This is a genomic window from Pseudoalteromonas sp. JC3 (genome assembly GCF_030291895.1).
Classification (GTDB): domain Bacteria; phylum Pseudomonadota; class Gammaproteobacteria; order Enterobacterales; family Alteromonadaceae; genus Pseudoalteromonas.
The window spans coordinates 3,125,123-3,147,721 of record NZ_CP127855.1; the positions used below are offsets into that span (position 1 = coordinate 3,125,123).

Sequence of the window (22,599 nt, forward strand, 5' to 3'; positions counted from 1 at the left end):
GCGTTGAGAATGTGAGTTTTGCTAAGCCAACAAACGCTCGCAGTTTGTTAGGTTTGTCCGCCGTCTTTTTTGCAGTGTTTCACAGTAAGCGGTTATTGTCCGTTCTCGGCCCACTGCACCATGAAATACCCGAGAAAATTGCGTGGTGAGTTTTATCCAGTTCTCAGGTTCTATATTGAGTCGAGTAAGAATCGGTTGTGCTTCATTGATATACCCGCGTTTATCGACTCGAATGCATTTGCCCGTGAGCTCAACTAATTCAATATAGTGATCAAGAGAAATCGATGACACCCACTACTATTTGTATCAACGCTGAATAAACTTAGGTAAAAAGGTATAAAATTACTTCAATCACTTTGGTCAAAAACGTTTATAGATAGGCTAATTTTTAGCGCCCAAGCGTATCTCTACATCAAAACCGAGTTATCGTGCACGACAAAGCGCTGCAAATACAGCAGTAAGAAATTCTAGCGTTGAGAATGTGAGTTTTGCTAAGCCAACAAACGCTCGCAGTTTGTTAGGTTTGTCCGCCGTCTTTTTTGCAGTGTTTCACAGTAAGCGGTTATTGTCCGTTCTCGGCCCACTGCACCATGAAATACCTGTGAAAATTGCGTGGTGAGTTTTATCCAGTTCTCTGGTTCTATATTTAATCGAGTGAGAATGGGTTGTGCTTCGTTAATATAGCCTCGCTTGTCGGCGCGAATACATTGGCCTGTGAGTTCAACTAATTCAATATAGGACTTGAGTTCAAAAGGTAGGCCTTTAGGCATATGTTTTCGCGGGCTACCAGCAAAGCGTAGTAGGCTTTTTGGTTGTTTGCCCAGCTTAGCGTGGTCGATGCGCTTTTTGATGCTGGTGTAGTCTGAGGTTTCAGGCGTTACGGCGATTTTGGCTCTAATGGGGTTTAGGTCTACGTAGGCTAGACAAGCAGCCAGTGCTGCCTCATCCAGTAATGCTTGGGATTTGAATCGTCCTTCCCAAAATCGGCCTGTACAATTATCTTCTTTATTTGCTCGGCGGGCGATGTCTTCGTTAAGCACTCGCATAAACCAGCTAATATCTGCGAGCCTTTCTCTGTACTCATCAACCAGCTCGTCGAATATCAATTGTTCCGACTTACTAAGAGGCTCACCTTCAATAAATTTTTGGCTTATCCAATTACCTTTAAACAACTTGTGCCATCGAATAACAATCGCTTCATCAGACAGACGTTTCGCCTTTTTATCATCAACATATAAAACAATGTGGGTGTGATTACTCATCACGGCATAAGCACAGACATCAATACAAAACACGGAGCCCAGCATCAGGAGCTTTTCTTCAACCCAATCCCGGCGGTGTTCATATGATTTTCCAGTAAATTTATCTTCACCGCACAGAAAGGCGCGCCTTACGCAGCGGGAGATACAGTGATAATATTTGGTGTCGGTTAAACTGATTTGTTTTTTACGAGCAGTTGCCATAGTTTGGTTTCCTCAATCCTTTGAGTGCAAAATTAAAGCGTAGGCGGAATCTTAAGAAGGTGCAAATTAGTGGTGGGTGTCAGCGATTTATTTTACGCTGTTGAGCGTCATGTAGCTAAATTGTAGACTGTCGTGCCACTGTCGGGTGTATTTCGTAGCCGCCAATAGTGTTTTTAAGTTAAGTTTTCCTCACAGATGGAGAGGATATTTTATGATAGTTAAAAAATTACGAGAGAAACGGAATTGGTCTCAGGAGCAACTTGCAATGATGTCTGGTTTAAGTACCAGAACAATTCAACGAATTGAAAGCGGCAACAGAGCAAGTCTTGAATCTCTAAAATCACTCGCCTCTGTTTTTGAAATAGATATTTCTAAATTAAAAGAGGAAATTATAGTGATAGACAAAAATTCAGAGTTATGGAAATCAGAATCACTTTTTATACGATGGTTTTTCTGGGGTGTAAAAGCAAGAAAGCAGGTGTTAAGTATGGAGTTTCTGTGCTTATCTCTTGGTTTCTTAACTTGGGTTGTAAAACCTGATATCTTTGCCACACCTGCATTTTTTTTAATGGCATATGTTTTTTCGACAATGAAGTATTATATTGATCGAAAAAAGCATTGGTAAATTAGCTAGATAATACGAGACTATAGCCTCAATAACTGATTTTATGCTTTTTCGGTTGCGACATAAAACGAATTGATTATGAACAGGGCTAAAAGATGACACCTATCACTACATTTCAGTATTAAAACTTAAGTGGCATTTTTAGAATACGTCAATATGTAGGTGGGTGTCAGCACAAACTGTATTTGAATACACAAACTTTAGGTGGGTGTCAGCACAAACTTATCAGCACAAACTTATAAGCACAAACTTATTTATAAAACGTACTTTGGCCGATGCCATGTTTACGGCAGATTCCTGGTACAGGAATACCTGACTCAGCTTCCTTGATCATGCTGACAATTTGGGTTTCGGTGAACTTGCTTTTTCTCATAGTAAATTTTCCTATTTTAGTTAATGGAAAATTCTACTTATGAACTGTTTCATTTTTTGGGGGAGTTACAATTCAATAAATTAAATTGATTTCAGGGGCGACTAGTTACCAAAGTATGCTCTTACCCTGTTCTATAGGAAATGCCACCTTAGTTAACTTTAAATTATGATTTTAACTAAAATGGCAAATGTCAACTAAATTTTAGTCTTTTTATTAATTGTTATTCCCAACCTCCTGCACCGCATAACTCTTGACCTTTCTTTGCTGCACAACTTTTCGTGCACACTTCCTTACCAGAACCATTAACATTTCTTAGTAAAGCTTCTTCAACAAGTTCAATTTTAGAAGCAATTTTATCTTCTTGGGTTTTCTTTTCTTCTACGTTGACGTCTTTTTTCATTGTTAAATCTCCTTTTGTTTTGTGTTTAATTTTATGGTTACAATCTATTTACGTACTTTTTTGGTAATTCAAAGTAAAAATCTTTAAAGGTTTCTTCCCCTAATTTTTTGTATACATACGTGTATACTTTTCTTCTTTCTTCAATTATTTTATTCCTACTATCTGAATCACTTAGGTTTTTATGTTCCGCTTTGAACTTTTCTTTATCAGACTCAGAGGTGGGACTATGATGTAAAAAGTATCCAAAATATTTTTTACAAAATGATTCATAATCTTTCGTGTAAAGTATAAAGTTGTGCCAGTATTCATCAATCATGGTTAATGGCTCATCTATGATGATATCTACATGTTCCATTTCTTTATCAAAGTTCGATTCATTGCAAAGCCATAAAAATTTTTTTAACAAACCAAAAATCCTCAAGGATTCTAAGTGGCTTAGATTGTACTTATTTTCCATTCGAATAACTAGATCATCATGTTCGTAATTTAAAATCTCATCTAGAATAGGTCTTTTAGCAGTATTTCCCATTTTAAAATTCTCAAACTAGATTAAAAGCAATCGATATTCGGTCTTCATTCGACTTATTTGGTGTAACCATGTGAAGAGTGTCAGAAGAAAAGAGTATCATTTGGTTTTGCTTTGGTTTATGGAAGTATCTATCAACGATGTTTTTTTCATTTATAAAAAATAATATTAAATCACCACCAGAATCCATCTTAGACTCTTCAATATTGAGATAAAGAACTCCAGACCATCCTGGTTTAGCATTCTCATTTTTAGAATCTAAATGATTGTGAGGAGAATTCCAATCACCACTTTTGTTTATGTTTGCCCACATTTGTTTTAATTCAAGTGTATGATTAACTTTTTTCTTATTCTTTAATATGAAATTTGATATCTCAGATATTTCTTTCGATATACTCATGAATGCTTTGTTTTTTGAAAGATGAAGTTTGTATTCAGAGTGCCAACCACCTTGGTTACTTCTTTCTATTAATAATCCAATTTCTTTTTCTTTATATATTTCATCAATTAAATAATCAAAGTTTGTATCAAAATTTACCTGTGCATTAATAAACATTTCTATCAATAGTTAAGTAGGAATTCAACTAATAAATTTGTACCTCTTATCTGAGTCGCTGTCAATAAAAATATAATAATACAGTTTGTGCTGACACCCACCTAAAGTTTGTGTATTCAAAAGACAGGGTGGGATTCCACTTTGCTTATAGATTAACCAAAGAGTAACTCCGTCCTAAAATCACCGTTCCAAGCTGCTCCTCTTCTTTTCGCTGCTAAACTGTCTTTTTTACCTTGATGTTGCCTAATTATGTTTAAGCATACCCTGTTGAACAAAGCGATGTGTGCCGCCCCGTCGGGGTCTGATACCTTTAACTTATCTTCTTCGAAAACAACATCTAATACCCAGTGAAGCCGATTCTCTATGTGCCAATGTTCGCGTATTGCTTTTGCCACTAACTCTGGCTCTACCGCCAATGAACTGACATAGAAGTGGGAGGTATAACTGGTTTTGTCGCCTAATTTACGACCTCTTGCAACCTCAATCACCATTTTGACATGAGGCCATTTCTCTTTGAGTTTCTGTGATAATTTAATCGGTAGCTGCATAACTAGACGACTTTCAACTCGGCTATGGGCATTACCATTGCTTTGTGCTTCTTCGTGTGAGCCCATGCTGTCATAAGTGAGCTTTAAAGTGCTCAGCGATAGCATTGTGTAAATTACGCTGATTGGCTTTGACTTGGATAATAAAGTCGCCCTTATTCTTTACAATCGTCTCCAACGTTTTCGTTTGGCAATGCAGAGCATCAAGCGTCACAATGCAACCTTTACACGCTAATATGTCAATGATATCACGGGCAATTTGACCTTCTTGGCCCTTCTTTTGCGCAGCTTGTTGATACAAGGCTAGGCCATTATCAACATCAAATGCACTAACCACATTTAGCGCATTGTACACATTGTCTTTCCAGCAACCTCTAAGTACTTTCCCATCAATCGCAATGTGTGGCTTTTGAGCTTCTTCACGACGAGAATTAATCCAATTTAACAGTGCCTTGAGTAAAGAATCTGTACTAATGCCCTGATTATATTAGTAATACAATGACGTTTTGGAATGCCATTTTCAAAAGGACGATGCTGCCTTAACCAATCCAGTTGCAACTCACCAAATTCTTGAATTGATTTCCATCCATCAGCGCCACTAAGCACGGCACTCAAAGTTAAAAACAAGACGTCGACAAGATTATGTTTGATATTTACATCGGTTCTAGGATCTTCAATCCACTCTAAGTGCGTGATGATGCTCATTGTAACGGCCTAAAAAATTGCGATGCGCAATCAGATCATAAAACCCCAATACTCGTCAATTTAAAGTTCGATCCCGCCCTGTATTTGCACCGAAGCTGGGAATTTGACTAACAAACCAAAACTTACCTACCTTCGGTTCTTCACTTTAGCTTTGACGGTGGCTTCCCATACCATTTTAAACAAACTTTATTGAGCGCACTTTGCTCTGTAAAACCGAGTGCGTCTACAATATCGAGCAATCTGGTGTTATCGATGAGTTGTTCAAATCTATGCTTTCGCTCTTGGTCGAGTAAGGTTCTAAAGCTGGTGTGTTGTGCTTTTAGCTTACGCTGCATCGAACGCACACTCATGTTTAATGCCTTAGCCATACTTGCTTGGTTGACTCCAGTCAGTGAGTGCTTTGCCGCCAGTAAATTGGCAACACGCGTTTTTAAATCATGATTATCACAAAGCGCTGATACGCTTTTGGCAACCGCTTGCTCAATATGTTCGTGCATTAGGCTGTCGACGGTAGCGACTGGCATGGTAAGAAAATCTAACGGAAACGACAGCGTATTTTCAGGGCAGTTTTGTGATACGGGGCAGCCAAACCAACTTTGCAAACGCTGTAATTCTAGGCCACACACGCTAAAGCTAAGCTGGAGTTGGTTAGGCGATAAAGTTGAACGCAAAAGCTGCCTTGCAGCGCTCACCCAAGCGGTCATATTACGCAAAATGGCTTGCTTACCCAGCGGGGTTTTTGGTTGCCAAGTTAACTTGGCATTGTCACTATCACTTGTGAATACGGCGAGGCCAATATCGGCGACAATTGCGTCGTAATGCAATAATGAGGCTATAGCCTGCTGCAAGTCTTTACTGGTTTCGACCAAGTAGCCAAGCGCCCCATAGTCATGCAACTGAATGGCTTTACCCAGTTCAAAACCAATTAAGGGATCGCCGCTTAACTCCTGCCCTACCTCAAGCAACCGCTCGTACTCAACGAGTGTTACACGTTCAGGCCGTGACGCTACCAGCTCAGCAAACTCGCCTTGCAGTCTCTTGTCATCGGTAAAATAATCATGAAGATAGACCCACGCACTATAAAAATATACAAACGAAGTGGAGTGCATTGCAGTTCCTTTTGTCGTATTTGGACAAATTGTTGGCGCAGTTTGGCAGGATTGTCAATGGCTAACCCGTTACGCTAGTGCATATAAAGTACCAAAGCTATGGCTAAAGAAGGAGCTATATATGATTGATGTATCGCTAATTTTACTGGCACTCAGTCCCGTCTTTTTACTTTGTGTTGCCTGGGAGTATATCAAGCACCACGAACACTATGATTGGCGAGATTCATTACTCAATGCCCTACTTGCGTTGCTACATCAAGGCAGCGACGCGTTGGCTTTACTTGTGCTGATGCCGCTCTTTTACTGGCTCCATCAATTTGCCTTATTCACAATCGAATTAAATTTCTTCTCTTTGCTCTTTGGGTTTATCTTGCAAGATTTTTTGTATTACTGGTTTCACCGCGCATCACATTGTATTCACTGGCTTTGGAGTGCACATGTGGTCCATCACAGTTCTAACAACATGAACTTTACCACTGCATTTCGCCAAAGCTTGCTATACCCAATTGTCGGTATGTGGCTGTTCTGGCTGCCTATGATACTTCTTGGATTTACCCCGACCTTGGTATTTGCCATCGTCGCAATCAACTTAGCTTTTCAATTTTTTGTTCATACACAAACGGTTAATCGATTAGGGATGGTAGAGCGAATTTTTAATACGCCTTCCCACCACAGAGTCCATCACGCCAGTAATCCTGACTATATAGATAAAAACTTTGCCGGGGTGCTGATCATTTGGGATAAGCTTTTTGGCACCTTTATCGAGGAGCGTGAAGACATACCAATTTGTTATGGAATAAGAGGTGCGGCACCAAAGCAGACCCCTTTAGATGTTAACTTTGCTCAGTGGCGTCATATGTTCCACCGCTTTTCACAAGCAAACACTTTAAAAGACAAATGGTTGGCGCTGTTTGGTTATCCAACCCACTTACCCGACAAGCTAAAAAATACGGACTCTGCCAAATCCTAGAGCTATTTATACCGCTCGGCCTTTTCTACAAGCGCTTGGCAGTACTTTCTTAGTTTATCGCGCAGCACTCTCACGCTTGGGTTGATCATTTGCTTTGACGGGCAGATCAACCACAGCGGCTTACATTCAACGCGATAGTCATTTAATATACTTTGCACCACACCTTGTTCTATTTGGTCTGCTACGTCTATCGCGGATCGCAATGAAATACCCGCTCCTTGCGCACACCAGCGCTTTACCACATCCGCATCATTACTGGTTCTACGCCCTTTAAGCACCACTTTGTAAGTTTGTTCATTTTTCGTCAGTTTCCACGTATCAAACTTACTGCCTCTGATCAAAAAGAACAGTCCTTGGTGCTCGCTTAATTCCTCGTGATCCTTTGGCGTGCCTTGTTTTTCTAAGTATTCCGTAGAGGCACAAAGCAGTAATGGCACATCACAAATTTTAAAGCCGTAGAAGCTACTGTCTTCAGGCGCACCATAGCGCAGCGCGATATCAACACCGTCACGATAAAAGTCGAGATTGTGATCATTAAGAATAAGCTTCAGGGCAAGTTTGGGGTATTCATCAAGTAATTCGTCTAGCCAAGGAAGGAGAATATTACGGCCAAAATCTGACGGAGCGGTTAACCTTAGCTCACCGTCAATTTCGTTGTCGTTATCGAGCACCTGCTTTTTGCCATCAGCCAAAAGCGCAAGTGCCTGCTCGCAAATTGGCAAATAGGTTTCACCTTGCTTTGATAGCCTTAAGCTACGCGTAGAACGCACAAAAAGTTGAAAGCCAAGGTGCTTTTCCACTCGCTTTATCGCAGCGCTCGCCGTGGCAACTTGCATATCTAACTGCGCAGCCGCCGCACTAATATTGCCAAGCTGAGCCGTTTTCATCACGACGATTAAATCTTGTGTATTCATTTTCAAAAAATTTTTGAAACTATTTAACTCATTATCATCTTTTTATTGATTATGTAAAACCCTATTATCTCTTGAAAGCAATTTTAGGAGTCTGTTATGTACACATTACGCGATGCAATTCACAATCGTTATTCCACAAAAGCCTTTGATCCTAATAAAAAAATTAGTGATTCAGATATTGAGCTACTTAAGCAAGTACTAAGGCTGAGCCCATCTAGTACCAACGTTCAGCCATGGCATTTCGTCATCGCAAGTACTGAGACAGGCAAAACTCAGGTGGCTAAAAGCACACAAGAGAATTACAAATTTAATGAAGCCAAAGTACTTAACGCATCACATGTTGTTGTATTTGCTGCAAAACAAAATATAGATGATGCACATTTAGATAAAGTGCTTGCCAAAGAAAGTGCCGACGGCCGATTTGAAAAAGGCTCTGAAGTAGAAGCACAAATGAATAATGGCCGTCGCTATTTTGTCGGCTTAAATCAAACCAGCGATGAAGCAATCAAAGCATGGACTGGCAAGCAAGTTTACTTAAATCTTGGGCAATTTTTGCTAAGCACTGCACTACTCGGTATAGACTCTGTACCCATTGAGGGTTTTGACGCTGAAATTCTCAGCAATGAACTTGGGTTAACTGAGCAAGGCTTTGATGCCCTTGCCATTGTCGCATTGGGCTATCGAGACGAAGGTGATTTTAATGCTAAATTGCCTAAATCTCGCCTTGCTATCGACGATATCATTACCGAAATCTAATACCCAGTTTGGCACTGATAATGGTTTGCTAGATAACATCAGTGCCACTCCAGCTTCTGTTGGAATACCATTTCAAACACCACAATGTAAATCAATGTGAATGAAACAATAAATTCACAACTTTCCTTTCCTCAGTTTTGTATTAAATTTATCCATACTTTTCAATAACATTACAGTTATTTGAAATTATTGGTAATTTTTTAATGTAAACTTTTTAGCTCTATTGTGAAAATTCTGCTTGAAACATCGAATATATTATTGTTAATTAAAAGTGAAGAGTGAATTCACCTTTAAAAATAACGAAATGACAACAAGTAAACTCAGTCCTCACAACTGGTTTTGTACCTGCCAGCCGAGAGACTGTAGCAACCTCAACAGGAAGAAATAATGAAGCTACTATCACGCACACTATCTACCGGGTTACTCGCAGCAGCCGTAACCGCATCACTGAATGCTCAAGCAATGAATAAAGACCTAGCGGTAAGCGTTGATGTCGACACAAAAAGCAATGGCGATGTTATTGCGACGCTAAACATCACCAATCAGGGTAAAGGTAACCAAAAAATCTTAAGCTGGTATACAGATCTCGAAGAAGAGCATATTTTTAAAATTACGCGTGATGGTAAAGAAGTTAATTTCTTTGGCCCTCACTACAAACGCCCAGCTCCTACCGAAGCTGACTTTATCAAGCTAAAGTCTGGCGAAACGCTCACTAAATCATTTGAGCTTTCGGGCCTTTATGATCTTAGCCAGCCAGGTAACTACGAAATTAGTTATGATGTTGAATCATTTGACCTTTTCGGTAAAAAAGAAATCCCAAGCATGACTACAAGAACGATGGGGCAGCAATCGATGATGCGTGCCGATGTAGCAGAACTCAGTTCAAATTCGGTCAATCTTTGGCTTGAAGGTGTAGCATTAAGCAAAGGTAACCTCCAAGTTAACGCAAAACCAGTCGCTGGTGCAGCAGACTGTACTGATGGCACTTGTTTTACAGGTCGTTGTAGTAACAGTGAAAAAACCAGTATTTTGTCAGCACTGAATGCTGCGGACCAAATTACTAATGACTCTGTTGCTTACTTAAATAGCCACTCAGCGAGCAACCCGTCTACGCGTTATCAAACTTGGTTTGGCGCAGCGACAAGCAGCCGCTATGCAACCGTGAAATCTAACTTCAACGCAATCAATGATGCAATCGACAACCAAGATCTCACTTTTGACTGTAGTTGTAACAAATCATACTTTGCTTATGTATACCCAAATCAACCATACAAAGTATATCTATGTCGCGCATTTTGGAGCGCAAATGAGCTAGGTACGGATTCACGTGCGGGCACGATTGTTCATGAGCTAAGCCACTTTAATGCCGTTGCAGGTACAGATGACATCGTTTATGGCCAATCTGGTGCGAAAAACTTAGCAAATTCAAATCCAAGTCAAGCAATTCAAAATGCTGACAGCCATGAATATTTTGCGGAAAACACTCCGTACCAAAACTAATCTCGACTTATTTGGTATAGATATCCCTGACGAGTATCGGGTTTAGGCAAGCGCCTAGACCCGATGCTATTCACAGCGATTTCAGCTAACATGAAATATACTTCTTAAATTCATCTATTTGCTGAGGAATTTCATGACTTGGGTTATCGTCGCGCTGTGTGGTTTTATCCTACTAGCTACGCTATTGCCACTTGCTAAACATCCGCATTGGAGTGTGAGAGCAATGGAGTTCCCGCGGCTTCAGCTCGTTGTTATTACCGCATTTACGCTACTGCTGTCCATTTTCTATCTTAATCTTCAAAGTGTAGCCGCGCTTGCTGCCATTTCTCTATTAGGTTGTTTAAGTTTTCAACTGTGGTGGATTTTACCCTACACCCCGCTTTGGCCTGTCGAGGTAAAAAAAGCGACAACCAATACTCACACAATTAGTTTGATCACCGCCAATGTACTGCAAACCAATCGACAGTTTAATTTGCTGCTGGAGCAAGTCCGGGTACATCAACCTGATATTTTAGTCACGTTAGAAAGTGATGAGATATGGGAGCAACAATTAGACTCATTGTTGGACATACTGCCCTACAGCGTTAAATGTCCACAATCCAATTTATACGGCATGCACGTTTATTCTCGCTACCCGCTAGACGAGGCAAAATGTGAGTATATCGTTGAAGAAGGCGTACCTTCGATACATGCAAAACTCAGGATAGCTCCCCATATCATGCTCCAAACCCATTTTTTGCATCCGGCACCGCCAAGCCCCACCGAAAACGAAACGGCCATTGAGCGAGATGCGGAATTGGTGGTTGTCGCCAAACGCGTCATAAATGAGCCTCTGCCCACCATCGTCACTGGCGATCTCAATGATGTTGCTTGGTCACCAACCACGAGGTTATTTAGGAAAATAAGTGGGCTTCTTGATCCGAGAGTTGGCCGAGGCATGTTTAACACTTTTCATGCACAGTACCCGTTTGCACGTTGGCCGCTGGATCATTTGTTTTCGAGTCACCATTTCACAGTGATCGATATTAAAAGGCTCAACAACATAGGGTCAGATCACTTTGCGCTTTATGCAAAACTCGCTTATCAACCGGTCAAAAATGAAGATGAAGCAGGACTTGAGCTGAAAAAGAAAGATATACATCGCAGCAAAGAAATTATTGAAAATGCCGTGGCAAAGCCGAATTGCAAATTATGATAGTGAGTTTAAGTACGGTTAGTATGAACGAGTGTTATAAGGTTTTTTAAATAACATCAGCTTGAAGCCAGTATCGCGTACTGACTTCAAGCCGAAAAGTGTATTTACGACTTCAGAGAATTAATCCAAGTCTTGATATCTTCTTCAACAAGCGCCATTGGCCTTGCGCCCTTTAGCAACACCACGTCGTGGAATGCTTTAATATCAAACTTATCGCCCAGTTGCTGTTTAGCATGCTCTCTAAGCTCAACCAATTTAAGCATACCTAACTTATAACCAAGCGCTTGTCCTGGCCAAGCGATATAACGGTCGATAGCCGATACCACATCGCTCATCGCCGTACCAGTTGCATCAGCAAAATACGTGATCGCTTGGTCGCGTGTCCACTTTTTATAATGTAGGCCCGTATCAACCACCAATCGAGCCGCACGATATGCCTCAGCTTGCAGACGACCTAAGTCTCCAAATGGGTCGTCCTTATACATCCCCATTTCGTATGCCAATAGCTCTGAATACAGCGCCCAGCCCTCAACATAGCCATTAAATGAGGCATTTTGACGCATCAAACCGATTTCTGTTTGCAACATATTAAGCGCAATTTGGAAGTGGTGACCAGGAACCGCCTCATGATACGTTAAGGTTTTCATCCCAAAGCTTGGTACTGCTTTCATGTCTTTTAGGTTGATTGAAAATACCCCTGGGCGACTGCCATCAAGCGATGGACCGTTGTAGTAACCACCTGGTGCCCCTGCTTCCACGGCTTTTGGTATACGTTTAACTTCAACAGGTTGTGGTGGAATAGTAGAAAAATAATCTGGCGCTTTTTGTAAAATTGTCCCTATTTCACCACGCAAGAACGATAATAACGCTTCACGACCCTCGTCAGAATCTGCATATAAAAATCTCGACTCTTCATTGAGCAGCTTCATCCGCTCACCAACTGTGCCTTGTGAATAGCCATTTTGCTTAAGGATTTCGTCCATACGCTTTGAAATACGCTCCACCTCAGCAAGGCCAATTTGGTGGATCTCTTCCGCGCTCATATCAGAATCCGCCAAATAGGTGATTTCATGCTGGTAGAAAGATTCGCCATTTGGTTGGGCCCAAATACCGACATTTTCAGGCGCTTTGCTCTCTAGCGCGTGCATAATCGCAGACACATTTTTAAACTCAGGATAAAGCTTTTGCTCAACTATTTGTGTTGCCTGTGCAACATAATCAGCGGCGGCTTTATCCGTAATACCATCAATATTCGCAAGTTTATCTTTAAACGACGCAACCAAAGGATGTTCTGTACCACTTGGCGCCGTGAAGTTATCTAAATAACCTAGCGTGTTTGGAAATAATACTTTTGGTAAAATTACGCCTTTATTGGCATCCGCTTTTACCTTGCTTGCAACTTGCTTCGTGACTTCAACAAAGGCATTTAGGCGCGCAACATAGTCTTTTGCATCTTGCTCGCTCTCTATTCCATGTTGGTCTTTAAGCACATTCGGAATATCCAGCAATGGGCCAGACAACTGGTTAACAATGTATGGCAGGTGTCCGCCCCAAGTATCAATATAACCTGCTGAGAAGCCTTTATCGCCGGCATAATAACGGGCAATAACTTCATTTACTTTAAGGTGCAACAAGTCATCAGAGTTCGCCACGCCCGATTGTAATTGTTTTAATTTATCTGCGGCTGCGTTCATATCCACCTGTAGCGCCTGCATACCGACAACCGAGTAATCTGGCAGTCTATTGGCGTAGTGACCATATTCACTGCTTGATAATTTGAGCGAAGTGGCAAGTGCGGGTTCGTGGTTAATAAACTGCTTGGTGTACTGTTCTACGACTTTGTCGATTTCTGCACGAGAGAGAGTTGATTCAGTGGTTTTAGCAACAGATATAGTTTCTGTTGTTGGCTTGTCTTGAGCACATCCGCTCAAACCTAGCACAACAGAGAGTGCTACCAAGCTTATTTTATTCATTATTACGCCGCTCCATTAAGGTTGTTGTCAAAGCTAAAATACCAGTGCAGATCTGGCTGCTGATGGAATAGTCATACCAATTTGAAAAAGCAAATGGATATAAGCACTTTATTAAGAATATGAGACTGCAATAAAGTGCTCACGCTATTCTCATAGATGCAACTACAAGTAACATATTTGCGTTTTTGTTACAGCTATAAAAGACGGAAAATTGCGAATTAATTGACTTTTCCGAGCTTTTTCCAACAAACTAGCTTAGCTTTCGAGCACTAGGGGCTTTGGCGTATTAGCGCATTGCGACGGTAACTCAACGATAACGCGCTGCACGCGACCAGATGACTTGTCAAACACAAAGCAAGCATGTGGCCTTTGCTCTAACTGTAAGCTGATGGTGATACTCAAACTTTTGGGTAAAGCTTGGGCTATCACATCTCTCGATGCTTCGGTAAAGAGTACAGATTCAGGGGTAAATTGATAAAACTGCCCAAACTGCAAATCACAGTGGTCGCCTTGCTGTAAGTCCTTTCTATATTCATATTGATAGAGCTTGCTGCCACAACCGGGGCCAAAATAACAGGTCGTCAATGCCGTAAAATTGTAGTCCCGCACTTGTGGAATAAAGCAGCGCTGAGTTCCCCGCTTTGGCGTTGGATGCCAAATCTGTGCACATACTTTAAAAAATGGTCGTTTATTTTCATAAAGTACATATAGATCATCATTGTCCACCATCCCTCGCGCATGATGTTGGTAATTACTACTACCCGCAACTTGTGCCGCGAGAAATTGCTTATTTTGCGATAGCCGATACAACATTTCAGCCAGCAGCCTCAATGTACTGTCATCCAAGCAAGCTGGACCTGTATATAAGCTAGAAACACAATTAACAAAGTCACTAAAGCTAATTGCCCCATGACTATAAAAGTTATCAAATTGGCGTGCCATATTTCTTCCTTGTTTGTAAGCGTTTTAGTCAGACGAATAGAGAGTGCGTCAGCTAAAATTCGAGTTTTTTTAAAACAGAAACTTGCAAATATCCGATTGCAAACTGCGCTGCTTTTTTCTTAGTCCCTAATTAAAGCTAATGCAGACTGAGGAGAACGCAACAAATTAATTACAATTTTGCTGGCAGCCTAGCTAAGACTATTAATGAGATGAGTCAGAGATGGCGCTTTAGAGCTTATACGCTATACAGCGCGTAAGTGAAGCATGAATGTATGTTATAAAAACTTCATGCAAATTTATGCACTTAACACCACGCGCGACAGAGACTGAGCCGAGCGCAATATTTATATTATATTTTCATCGTTTCGAATGACATTAATCAGCAAAACAAGATAAATCACGGCCCAAATTTACTTAGATTTGGATTCAGAGATTACCTCGTCTTGGCTAAACATCTCAACCTGAGCAGCTTGAGATGAGATGCTATGTGCATCAGTTGTTAACGTTAAAATAACAAACAATACAGTCATCACTGCAAATGCAATATTGACCGTTTTCCCTAAAAAGCGTGTTTTTAACATCACGATTTCTCCTAAACTTATCACTACTAAGCTTAGTCGAAATCGTGAGCAAAAAGGTTTAATTCAAACAAAAAAATAACTCATTAAATGCAATTATCGAAGCGTGTGGGTTTATGTGCTAGCGAACATTCGAGTTAATTGGTTTTATCGCCTTGATAAGCCTGAGTTCCCCATAGTGGCACAGTTGATAAGCTATGCTTAAAACTGCCAGAGGTTTCCTTGGTGGTATAGGCTAAGTACATTAAAGTTTGGTTTTTTGCATCAAAGATCCTTCTCACTTTCATTGCTTTAAAAAACACACTTTTTGATTTTTTGAACACCACTTCACCAGAATCGCTTTTGTCTATATTTGCTAGCATTGCCGGTGTTATTTCGCTCGTTTGACGACAAGAAATAGAGCTATCGCTAGGATCTGAAAAACTCAAGTTATCTTCAACACTCGCGACATGGCAGGTCACGCCCGTTACAACAGGGTCAACCATAGAGTCTAGTTTTATATCTTTGAGCGTAAATAGACCAAGAGATACATCACCAACTTCACTGTCAGAGCAACCGAGTAACGAACAAGATGCCAACAATGCAAACATCAGCTTTTTCATTGTTTTTCCTTAATATTATCGATGTATAAAAGAAGTATACGGAGCTAATACTCTAAGCTATTTAAAAATTTTCGCAAATAGCCGTCTTCCATAAAGAAATAACCATTCAAAAAATCAAAATAATTATTCACAAAATACGAATAAGCATGTTAGCATGCGCCGCAGTTTCAGGGTGGTTAAATTACCTAAAGTAAATACAAAGTATTGCCCGTCTATTTACCGCCAGCTGTATGAAATTTTCTCTAAACTCGGGACTAAAATGTGCTACCTGCATACTTACCCATTTATAAATATTGAAATTTCGTCACGTTTAATTCTAAATTTGAGGTTCCACCATTTATGAGTAAGCTCCATCCAAGCTTAGTCGCACTAGCTGTTAGTTCGAGTTTTTTTGTTGTTAATCAATCACAAGCAGAAGAAAGTAAGGCTCAAGAAAAGTCAATTGAGCGAATTCAAGTAACAGCAACTCGACGCGCAGGCACAGTTCAAGAAGCGCCATTAAACATTACCGCCGTCGACAGCGATGTAATGAGCGACCAAAATATTGGCGACCTTGAAGACGTAGCAAGATGGGTCCCAGGTTTGACAATCACAGAACAAGGTGGCCGTGAAGGTTCACCTATTATTGTTCGTGGTTTGAATACTAATTCGTCAGAACGTGCCTCTGACTCGGGAACCGTGGCAACTTACCTCGGCGAAATCCCAATCAATGTGGATTTGCGACTAACCGATATCGAACGTGTTGAAGTCTTGATTGGCCCACAAGGTACGCTTTACGGTGCAGGCACGCTAGGTGGTGCGATTAGAACCATGCTTAAAGCACCAGTGCTTGACGTTATTGAGGGTAAACTAAGTGGTGATTTATTCAGTATCAATGATAGTGACAGTCATGGTCATGAAGTGGGTGCTGTCTTCAATATGCCTGTAGTGATGGATGAATTAGCCGTTCGTGCAAGTATTAACCGCTATCACAACCCCGGCTTTATGGATTACAGTTATGTGGTTAAGCAAGCTGGCGTTTCAAACCCAGATCCTGATTGGTCCAATGCTGAGGATGTAAAAGCAAACATCAACGCAGTTGCGGATGCAAATGATGAGACCATTACGACCACACGGGTTTCTCTACGTTGGTTGGTGAGTGAGAATATCGATACCACGCTGAACTATTTTCACCAGAAGCAAGAAAATGGCGCTAACTCAATTTCACAATATCAAAGCCTTGCAGCACAGCACCCGCTTGCCGATACGATCAAACCATACGAGTCAGCCTATCGCGTGCTTGAACCTAACGAACAAGAAGACGACCTGCTTAGCCTTGAAATCAACGCCGATTTAGAGTTTGCTGATTTAGTTTCGGCATCCGGTTGGTCAAGTAAAGAACAACAAGGCCAACGAGATCAAACCGATCTACTTTATGATATTTGGCCGGGTTATGCGGATTTTCCTAGTTTCACCGCATTGACCAAAGACACCACAGATCAAGACACTTTTACCCAAGAGTTCCGTTTAGTCTCTAAAGGGGATGACGCGCTAAATTGGATTGCTGGGGTATATTACAGTAAACAAGAAATTAGCTCGGACGATAGAGAGTACACGCCAGGACTTACGGAGTTTTGGGGCGATGAAATCGACAATATTGAGCAAGACCTTGAGTATATTGCACTTACCAATGCCACCAGCAAAGAGTCAGCATTGTTTGGCGAAATTGGCTATGCATTTTCAGATGATTTTAATATCACAGTGGGCGCTCGTTTCTATCGCTATGATGTTAAAACTGAGTCAGCGGCTGAAACCCCGCTCTATTCTGGGGGCCTGCCAAGCCTCGAACAAATTTCATTTGAACAAGTCAGTGCCAAAGACAATGGTAGTTTGTTTAAGTTTAATGCCAATTACACTTGGCAAGATGGACTGCTGACGTACTTCACTGTCAGTGAAGGATTTAGGTTAGGCGGTGGCAACGGTTTGGAGTCCTGTCCAGAAACACTACCTGAGCAACAAATCATCTGTGCACTGCCGCATGAGCTTAGCTATAAACCAGATACCACCACTAACTATGAGCTGGGATTAAAATCTACATGGCTGAATAACAAGCTACATTTTAATGCCGCATTATTCAGTGTTGATTGGGAAGATGCACAGATCTCATCTGTGACGGTAAACGGCCAAGAGATCATTACCTCTAATGCTGGATCTGCAAACTCTAGTGGGATTGAGTTGTCAACCCGGGCTATGTTGAACGACCAGTGGACGGTGTATGCAACCTATTCTTATGCAAAAGCACAGCTAACTGATGATGCACCGGCCCTGTTTGCGGTATTCAAAGAAGGTGACTATAGCGCTGAAGAAATCGCGCTTTACCAGCCGTACTATGACGGTACAGATGGCGACCGCCTACCTGGCGCCCCAAAACAGCAGTTTTCATTCGGTTTAAGCTACGAGCAGGAAGTGTTCGACGACAAAATGCTTAACGTTAATTATGGAGTAACCGCGCAGAGTGACGTATACACGAAAGTCGGACTCAAAGCGGACGGAGAGGTATTACCAGGCTTTGCCTTGTCTAACCTCAGTGCGAAGCTTTCAAGCGAGCAATGGGCCGTCACTTTTTATGTCGACAACCTGTTTGACAAATTTGCTTTCACCTCGGTAAGACGCGACAAGTCTTGGGCTGGTGAAGCTAAATTCGCGGCGTTAAACAAAGCCTTGCCAGAGCAGCAGCGTGTGTACGGACACTATGTCACAACACCTCGTACCGTTGGGGTCAAGCTTAACTACCAGTTTGAGTTATAATCAGCAAAAAACTAAAATAGAGAGTGAAGCTACCTTCACTCTCTATACGTTGCGATGACATCATACAATCAGATCCAAAGCTATATTCAACAGCGTCAATTTCAAGCGGCGCATCACGCATTAGTCGCTCGCATTAATACCAATGCCAACGATCACCACGCGTACGCCTTATTGGCCGAATTGAATATCGCTCTCGGTAACCTCAGCAAAGCACTAAAAATTTACGACAAGTGCCTAAGTTTATTTCCCTGCGCACTTTACTCCCTAAGTGCTGCCAAACTTGCGCTTTTTACCCAAGCACCATTAGTGGCAAAGCGCTATATTCTGCATTTACTAGGTAACACACAATTGTCGGGGTCAGAGCACGATACCCTCGCAAATATCTTACTGAGATTAAACCAATATACTGACGCTGGTTGGCATTTTAACCATGCCTATACACGCTCACCACACAGTCCTGAAATCGCGCTCAACTATGCAATGCATTTAAAGATGTCTGGTGAATTAGCACAAGCGCGGACGCTGCTTGCCTCTTTAGTGCAAGCAAACCCAAGTAATGCAAAGTGCCAGTTAGCCTACTCAGAGCTTACTCCTGTAGAATTAGCATCGACTCGCATCGCTCAGTTAGCAACTGAAATAACAGCGCAAACTACACCACTTGCATTACAGCGGCTTCACCATGCACTGGCACTCGAATACGAAAAGCAGGAAAATTATCCCAAGGCATGGCAAAGCTTTGTGGCCAGTAAACAAGCGGTCAGTGCTGAGGTTTCCTATTCATCTAAACAAATGACTGGCTATTTTCAAGCACTTGGCAAACTTCTAGACAAGCCTATTGATTTTGCTCCAGAGCAAACGCTTGCACCTGTATTTATCATTGGGCTACCACGCTCAGGCACCAGTTTAATGGAGCAGATCTTAGCGCAATTGTCGCTACAACCGCTGGGAGAAACCAGTGTATTGCCCCAAGCACTTAGGTTTTCTCGTGACTACGACAGTAATATTCAATATATCAGCCACGCCTATAAAGAGGCTAACGCCATTGGGCAATACCGTCTCTTCACCGCGCAGTCCGTTGCTGGTGCTCAACGTTTTGTAGACAAACAACCATTTCATTTTTTCTTTATCGATTTGCTTGCAAAGGCGTTTCCACGCGCGAAATTTGTCGTGATGAAACGAGACAGAACAGATACTTGTATCGCAAACTTCCGTCAATTATATCAAACGAATAGCCCCTTTCATGGCTACTCATACCGGATGCAAGATATTCAAGCTATGTATGATAATACTTATGCGTTTTTGCAAGATGCCGCACAAAAACATCCGACTCAAATTAAATTTGTGAATTATGAATCGCTGGTAGAAATGCCTCAGGCTGTGATGAGAGAAGTCTGTCAATTTCTCGAGTTGGATTGGCAAGACAATGCACTTCACTTTTATAAGCAGGGTTATTACTCAGCGACAGCCAGCAAAATGCAGATCAGACAACCATTGAACAATGCAAGTGTGGACAAATATCGAAATGTATACCCAATATAGGAATATTGCCCCATTGCAGTGATGATGCTAACGTTAGACAAAAGGAATACAAAACAATAACGATATGAAGCAACTATTCCCTACTCTCTGTTTCGCAACACTTGTGGCTTGTACACCGGTCGAAATAACAAAAACCGAGCAAGCACTCACACAAGCTCAACAGCAAAGAGACATAGAAGCACAAGCACAGGCGCTCAAGACACTCAGTGAATACGACAGCGCCACATGGCAAAGCTTATATCAAGAAACACAAAATGCCTCAGCTTTACTACTAGACGCACAAATTGCTTATGAAAACGCTGATATCGTTACGGCTCAGATAAAAGCCGCGCAATCAAAAGCACTTAACAATTCACTACAAGCGGATACGTTGCTGCGCACCTTATCTGCCGACTATCCTCTGACGGAGCTGATTGATACATTGGTAAAGTTACATTCTGCGCCAAACCGGCATGAAATTGCACTCACGAGCTTCTTTAACCAACCTCCTAGTAAATGGAACATAATCGACGTCAATCAGAAATTGTCGCTGATCAACGCTCATATTCAAGCAATTCGAAAGCAGATTGCTGCTATTACTGAAGGTAAAAAGCACAATGCAGTGTACCAAACTGTACTGACGGAGGCTGAATCTCAAATTGAACAACTAGGTAAGCAGGAGAGTTTGCTTTTGCGCAACCTTCAGCAGCAATTAAGTACCATACATGCGGAGCAATTTATACAGCTTCATCACACAGTGACAGAGCAACTGAATAACTTTGAAGAACGAGTAGTAGCCTCAATGATCCGCCAAGATCAAAATAAATTAATAGAGACAATGCAGCACCAAAGCGAGCTGCTGTATAACATTGATCTCATGTTAAAGCATACAGGCTCTGCAAGACATGCTGAGTTTGAGCCTTTTTACCTTGCTTATATTCAACTGCTGAATAAGTCCAAAGATTACAGAGAGTATGCTCGACAAGGGAAAGCAGCCCTCGCATTATTTGAGCGCGCCGGAGCCCCTCATAACTTTTATCAACAGTATCAAATGCTGGTGTCAGAGCCACTAACACTGAGCGATGATTTACTCGCTTTTGCACGCTCACAAAATGAATCAAAATTTTTGTATAGAAAATACTAGGCCCTACTAGCGACTAGTTATCCACCATGCGAGCAGCACAATTGCCGTTGTGAGAATAACGGCTTTTATTTTATGTTGTTTAATTAGCTTTTCAGCCTGATCACCAGCAAAGTAAACGACCGCCGCCAAGCCAAAATAACGTAGTGAACGGGCAATACAGGTTGCAATTAGAAATTGTAATAGTGAAAACTTTGTGGCGCCAGCTGCTAACATGGCAATCTGAAAAGGTACTGGCGCAATACCTAAGGTCAACACAAACCAAAATCCCTGACTTTGCATCTGCGCTTTCACTTGCTCAAACTGAGACTGGCTCGACAGCAGCTCAATAGCGGAATCCCCCACTGCATCAAATAAATAGTACCCCAACGCATAACCAAATAAGGCACCAATCACACATCCAACCGTCGCCATTAGCGCAATTAGCCACAGTTTTTCTCGCCTCGCCTGCATTAGCGGCACCATCACAGCTTCAAGCGGAATAGGCACGATGGTTGACTCTAAAAAAGAGGCAACCGTGATCCCTTTGAGCATATTTTTTGATTCTACTAATCGCTTGGTCTTTTGCTTCAATTCAGCCGTTAGCGCCATCACACTTCCCCTGATGTTCTGAGTAATGGAGACAAGCATAGCCTAAGCTATGTTTCTCCTTCCTGAATTAAATGGTTATTCATATATGCTGGTATTTGTATGTGCGGACAAATGCGATACTCTGTTTTAGAGTGAATTATTGGGGGATGTTTCTGTGAATTATTTGGCGCATTTGTACTTTGCCAAACCAACTGCCGCATCGCACTTTGGCAACTTGCTCGGTGACTTTCAAAAAGGCGTGAATATACAAGTACTGCCCAAACCTGTGCAACTTGGTCTACAAACACATATGCAAGTCGATAAATTTACTGATAGCCACACGATAACAAAATCTGCTAAACAACTTTTTTCGCCCGCGCGTCGTCGCTTTGCAGGCATTGCACTGGATGTGTTATATGACCACTTTTTGATTAAGCACTGGCAGCAATATCACAGCACCTCGCTTGATGACTTTAAACGTCAGAGCTTTTCATTGCTGCACGATAACTTGCACATCATGCCTGCGCACATGCAACGAGTCGTTAGCGCAATGACACAAAATGATTGGTTTGCCACCTATGAATCCGTAGCTGGTGTGGGTCATGCACTCGATAACATCGCCCAACGTATTCGTTTTCAAAACCAATTTTCAGGCACTGAAGTGGATATAAAAGAGCACTACCACCAGCTTGAATCTGGATTTCAAACCTTTTTTCCGCAGTTGGTTGAGCACATAAGGCAGCAATCCATAGAGCACCAGAAAATAGAGTAAACTGTCGCCGTGTTACTCAATACCAACTCGATTGCAAGGTTGCCAGGAAGGGCTGCCACCCCGCTGGACACCTGTTCTT

General features: G+C 41.7%; 21 protein-coding genes and 2 pseudogenes. 9 read left to right on the forward strand and 14 right to left on the reverse strand.

Annotation, left to right across the window (positions count from 1 at the left end):
• Window positions 1–21 precede the first annotated feature (21 nt).
• Window positions 22–276 (reverse strand): annotated as a pseudogene (locus QSH61_RS13420) (transposase); the annotation flags it as partial.
• A gap of 215 nt (window positions 277–491) precedes the next feature.
• A complete protein-coding gene (locus QSH61_RS13425; RefSeq protein ID WP_206473296.1) occupies window positions 492–1,463 on the reverse strand; it encodes a transposase in 972 nt (323 codons plus the stop codon).
• A gap of 211 nt (window positions 1,464–1,674) precedes the next feature.
• Here QSH61_RS13425 and QSH61_RS13430 point away from each other — a divergent pair, with 211 nt between their 5' ends.
• A complete protein-coding gene (locus QSH61_RS13430) occupies window positions 1,675–2,088 on the forward strand; it encodes a helix-turn-helix domain-containing protein (RefSeq protein WP_206473294.1) in 414 nt (137 codons plus the stop codon).
• A 250-nt stretch (window positions 2,089–2,338) separates the two neighbouring features.
• Here the strand turns inward: QSH61_RS13430 and QSH61_RS13435 are convergent, their stop codons facing one another.
• The 6 genes and pseudogenes from QSH61_RS13435 to QSH61_RS13460 all read right to left on the reverse strand — a co-directional run bounded on the left by QSH61_RS13435 (window position 2,339) and on the right by QSH61_RS13460 (window position 6,302).
• On the reverse strand, window positions 2,339–2,461 hold the full coding sequence (locus QSH61_RS13435; RefSeq protein WP_206473292.1) for a transposase: 123 nt from the start codon (window positions 2,459–2,461) through the stop codon (window positions 2,339–2,341).
• A 220-nt stretch (window positions 2,462–2,681) separates the two neighbouring features.
• The gene (locus QSH61_RS13440) at window positions 2,682–2,861 is read right to left on the reverse strand and encodes a hypothetical protein (protein WP_206473290.1); all 180 of its coding nucleotides are present in this window, start codon (window positions 2,859–2,861) and stop codon (window positions 2,682–2,684) included.
• A gap of 37 nt (window positions 2,862–2,898) precedes the next feature.
• Window positions 2,899–3,390: a glycine-rich domain-containing protein gene (locus QSH61_RS13445; RefSeq protein ID WP_206473288.1), complete on the reverse strand. Its 492-nt coding sequence runs from the start codon at window positions 3,388–3,390 to the stop codon at window positions 2,899–2,901.
• A gap of 10 nt (window positions 3,391–3,400) precedes the next feature.
• Window positions 3,401–3,943, reverse strand: coding sequence for a putative 2OG-Fe(II) oxygenase (locus QSH61_RS13450; protein WP_206473286.1), 543 nt, complete (start codon window positions 3,941–3,943; stop codon window positions 3,401–3,403).
• 152 nt (window positions 3,944–4,095) lie between these two features.
• Window positions 4,096–5,193: pseudogene (locus tag QSH61_RS13455) on the reverse strand (ISAs1 family transposase).
• Between the two features lie 140 nt (window positions 5,194–5,333).
• Complete coding sequence (locus QSH61_RS13460; protein WP_174169928.1) at window positions 5,334–6,302, reverse strand: AraC family transcriptional regulator; 969 nt, start codon at window positions 6,300–6,302, stop codon at window positions 5,334–5,336.
• A 121-nt stretch (window positions 6,303–6,423) separates the two neighbouring features.
• Between QSH61_RS13460 and QSH61_RS13465 the strand changes: the two genes are divergently transcribed.
• The gene (locus QSH61_RS13465; protein ID WP_206473284.1) at window positions 6,424–7,272 is read left to right on the forward strand and encodes a sterol desaturase family protein; all 849 of its coding nucleotides are present in this window, start codon (window positions 6,424–6,426) and stop codon (window positions 7,270–7,272) included.
• A gap of 2 nt (window positions 7,273–7,274) precedes the next feature.
• On the opposite strand, the gene QSH61_RS13470 is transcribed toward QSH61_RS13465, so the two are convergent.
• A complete protein-coding gene (locus QSH61_RS13470) occupies window positions 7,275–8,186 on the reverse strand; it encodes a LysR family transcriptional regulator (RefSeq protein ID WP_174169926.1) in 912 nt (303 codons plus the stop codon).
• A gap of 96 nt (window positions 8,187–8,282) precedes the next feature.
• Here QSH61_RS13470 and nfsB point away from each other — a divergent pair, with 96 nt between their 5' ends.
• The 3 genes from nfsB to QSH61_RS13485 all read left to right on the forward strand — a co-directional run bounded on the left by nfsB (window position 8,283) and on the right by QSH61_RS13485 (window position 11,637).
• Window positions 8,283–8,942, forward strand: coding sequence for an oxygen-insensitive NAD(P)H nitroreductase (gene nfsB / locus QSH61_RS13475; protein ID WP_174169925.1), 660 nt, complete (start codon window positions 8,283–8,285; stop codon window positions 8,940–8,942).
• A gap of 387 nt (window positions 8,943–9,329) precedes the next feature.
• A complete protein-coding gene (locus tag QSH61_RS13480) occupies window positions 9,330–10,442 on the forward strand; it encodes a M35 family metalloendopeptidase (protein ID WP_010606245.1) in 1,113 nt (370 codons plus the stop codon).
• A gap of 133 nt (window positions 10,443–10,575) precedes the next feature.
• Window positions 10,576–11,637 carry an endonuclease/exonuclease/phosphatase family protein gene (locus QSH61_RS13485; RefSeq protein WP_010606244.1) on the forward strand — a complete coding sequence of 354 codons (1,062 nt, stop codon included), beginning with the start codon at window positions 10,576–10,578 and terminating at the stop codon, window positions 11,635–11,637.
• Between the two features lie 104 nt (window positions 11,638–11,741).
• On the opposite strand, the gene QSH61_RS13490 is transcribed toward QSH61_RS13485, so the two are convergent.
• From QSH61_RS13490 to QSH61_RS13505, 4 genes are all read right to left on the reverse strand, one after another.
• On the reverse strand, window positions 11,742–13,610 hold the full coding sequence (locus tag QSH61_RS13490; RefSeq protein ID WP_206473282.1) for a DUF885 domain-containing protein: 1,869 nt from the start codon (window positions 13,608–13,610) through the stop codon (window positions 11,742–11,744).
• A 255-nt stretch (window positions 13,611–13,865) separates the two neighbouring features.
• Window positions 13,866–14,552, reverse strand: coding sequence for a hypothetical protein (locus tag QSH61_RS13495; RefSeq protein WP_010606242.1), 687 nt, complete (start codon window positions 14,550–14,552; stop codon window positions 13,866–13,868).
• Between the two features lie 410 nt (window positions 14,553–14,962).
• On the reverse strand, window positions 14,963–15,136 hold the full coding sequence (locus QSH61_RS13500) for a hypothetical protein (protein WP_157782802.1): 174 nt from the start codon (window positions 15,134–15,136) through the stop codon (window positions 14,963–14,965).
• A 131-nt stretch (window positions 15,137–15,267) separates the two neighbouring features.
• Window positions 15,268–15,732: a CreA family protein gene (locus QSH61_RS13505; RefSeq protein ID WP_102057281.1), complete on the reverse strand. Its 465-nt coding sequence runs from the start codon at window positions 15,730–15,732 to the stop codon at window positions 15,268–15,270.
• Window positions 15,733–16,071: 339 nt separating this feature from the next.
• On the opposite strand from QSH61_RS13505, the gene QSH61_RS13510 reads away from it, so the two are divergent.
• The 3 genes from QSH61_RS13510 to QSH61_RS13520 all read left to right on the forward strand — a co-directional run bounded on the left by QSH61_RS13510 (window position 16,072) and on the right by QSH61_RS13520 (window position 21,181).
• On the forward strand, window positions 16,072–18,519 hold the full coding sequence (locus tag QSH61_RS13510) for a TonB-dependent receptor (protein WP_206473280.1): 2,448 nt from the start codon (window positions 16,072–16,074) through the stop codon (window positions 18,517–18,519).
• A gap of 54 nt (window positions 18,520–18,573) precedes the next feature.
• Window positions 18,574–20,058 carry a tetratricopeptide repeat-containing sulfotransferase family protein gene (locus QSH61_RS13515; RefSeq protein WP_206473278.1) on the forward strand — a complete coding sequence of 495 codons (1,485 nt, stop codon included), beginning with the start codon at window positions 18,574–18,576 and terminating at the stop codon, window positions 20,056–20,058.
• Window positions 20,059–20,122: 64 nt separating this feature from the next.
• Entirely contained in the window at window positions 20,123–21,181 is a 1,059-nt protein-coding gene (locus QSH61_RS13520; protein WP_206473276.1) for a hypothetical protein, read from the forward strand.
• A gap of 6 nt (window positions 21,182–21,187) precedes the next feature.
• Here QSH61_RS13520 and QSH61_RS13525 read toward each other — a convergent pair whose 3' ends face one another.
• The gene (locus QSH61_RS13525) at window positions 21,188–21,769 is read right to left on the reverse strand and encodes a YqaA family protein (RefSeq protein ID WP_102057285.1); all 582 of its coding nucleotides are present in this window, start codon (window positions 21,767–21,769) and stop codon (window positions 21,188–21,190) included.
• A 154-nt stretch (window positions 21,770–21,923) separates the two neighbouring features.
• Here QSH61_RS13525 and QSH61_RS13530 point away from each other — a divergent pair, with 154 nt between their 5' ends.
• Window positions 21,924–22,520 carry an acyl carrier protein phosphodiesterase gene (locus tag QSH61_RS13530; RefSeq protein ID WP_206473274.1) on the forward strand — a complete coding sequence of 199 codons (597 nt, stop codon included), beginning with the start codon at window positions 21,924–21,926 and terminating at the stop codon, window positions 22,518–22,520.
• Window positions 22,521–22,599 lie beyond the last annotated feature (79 nt).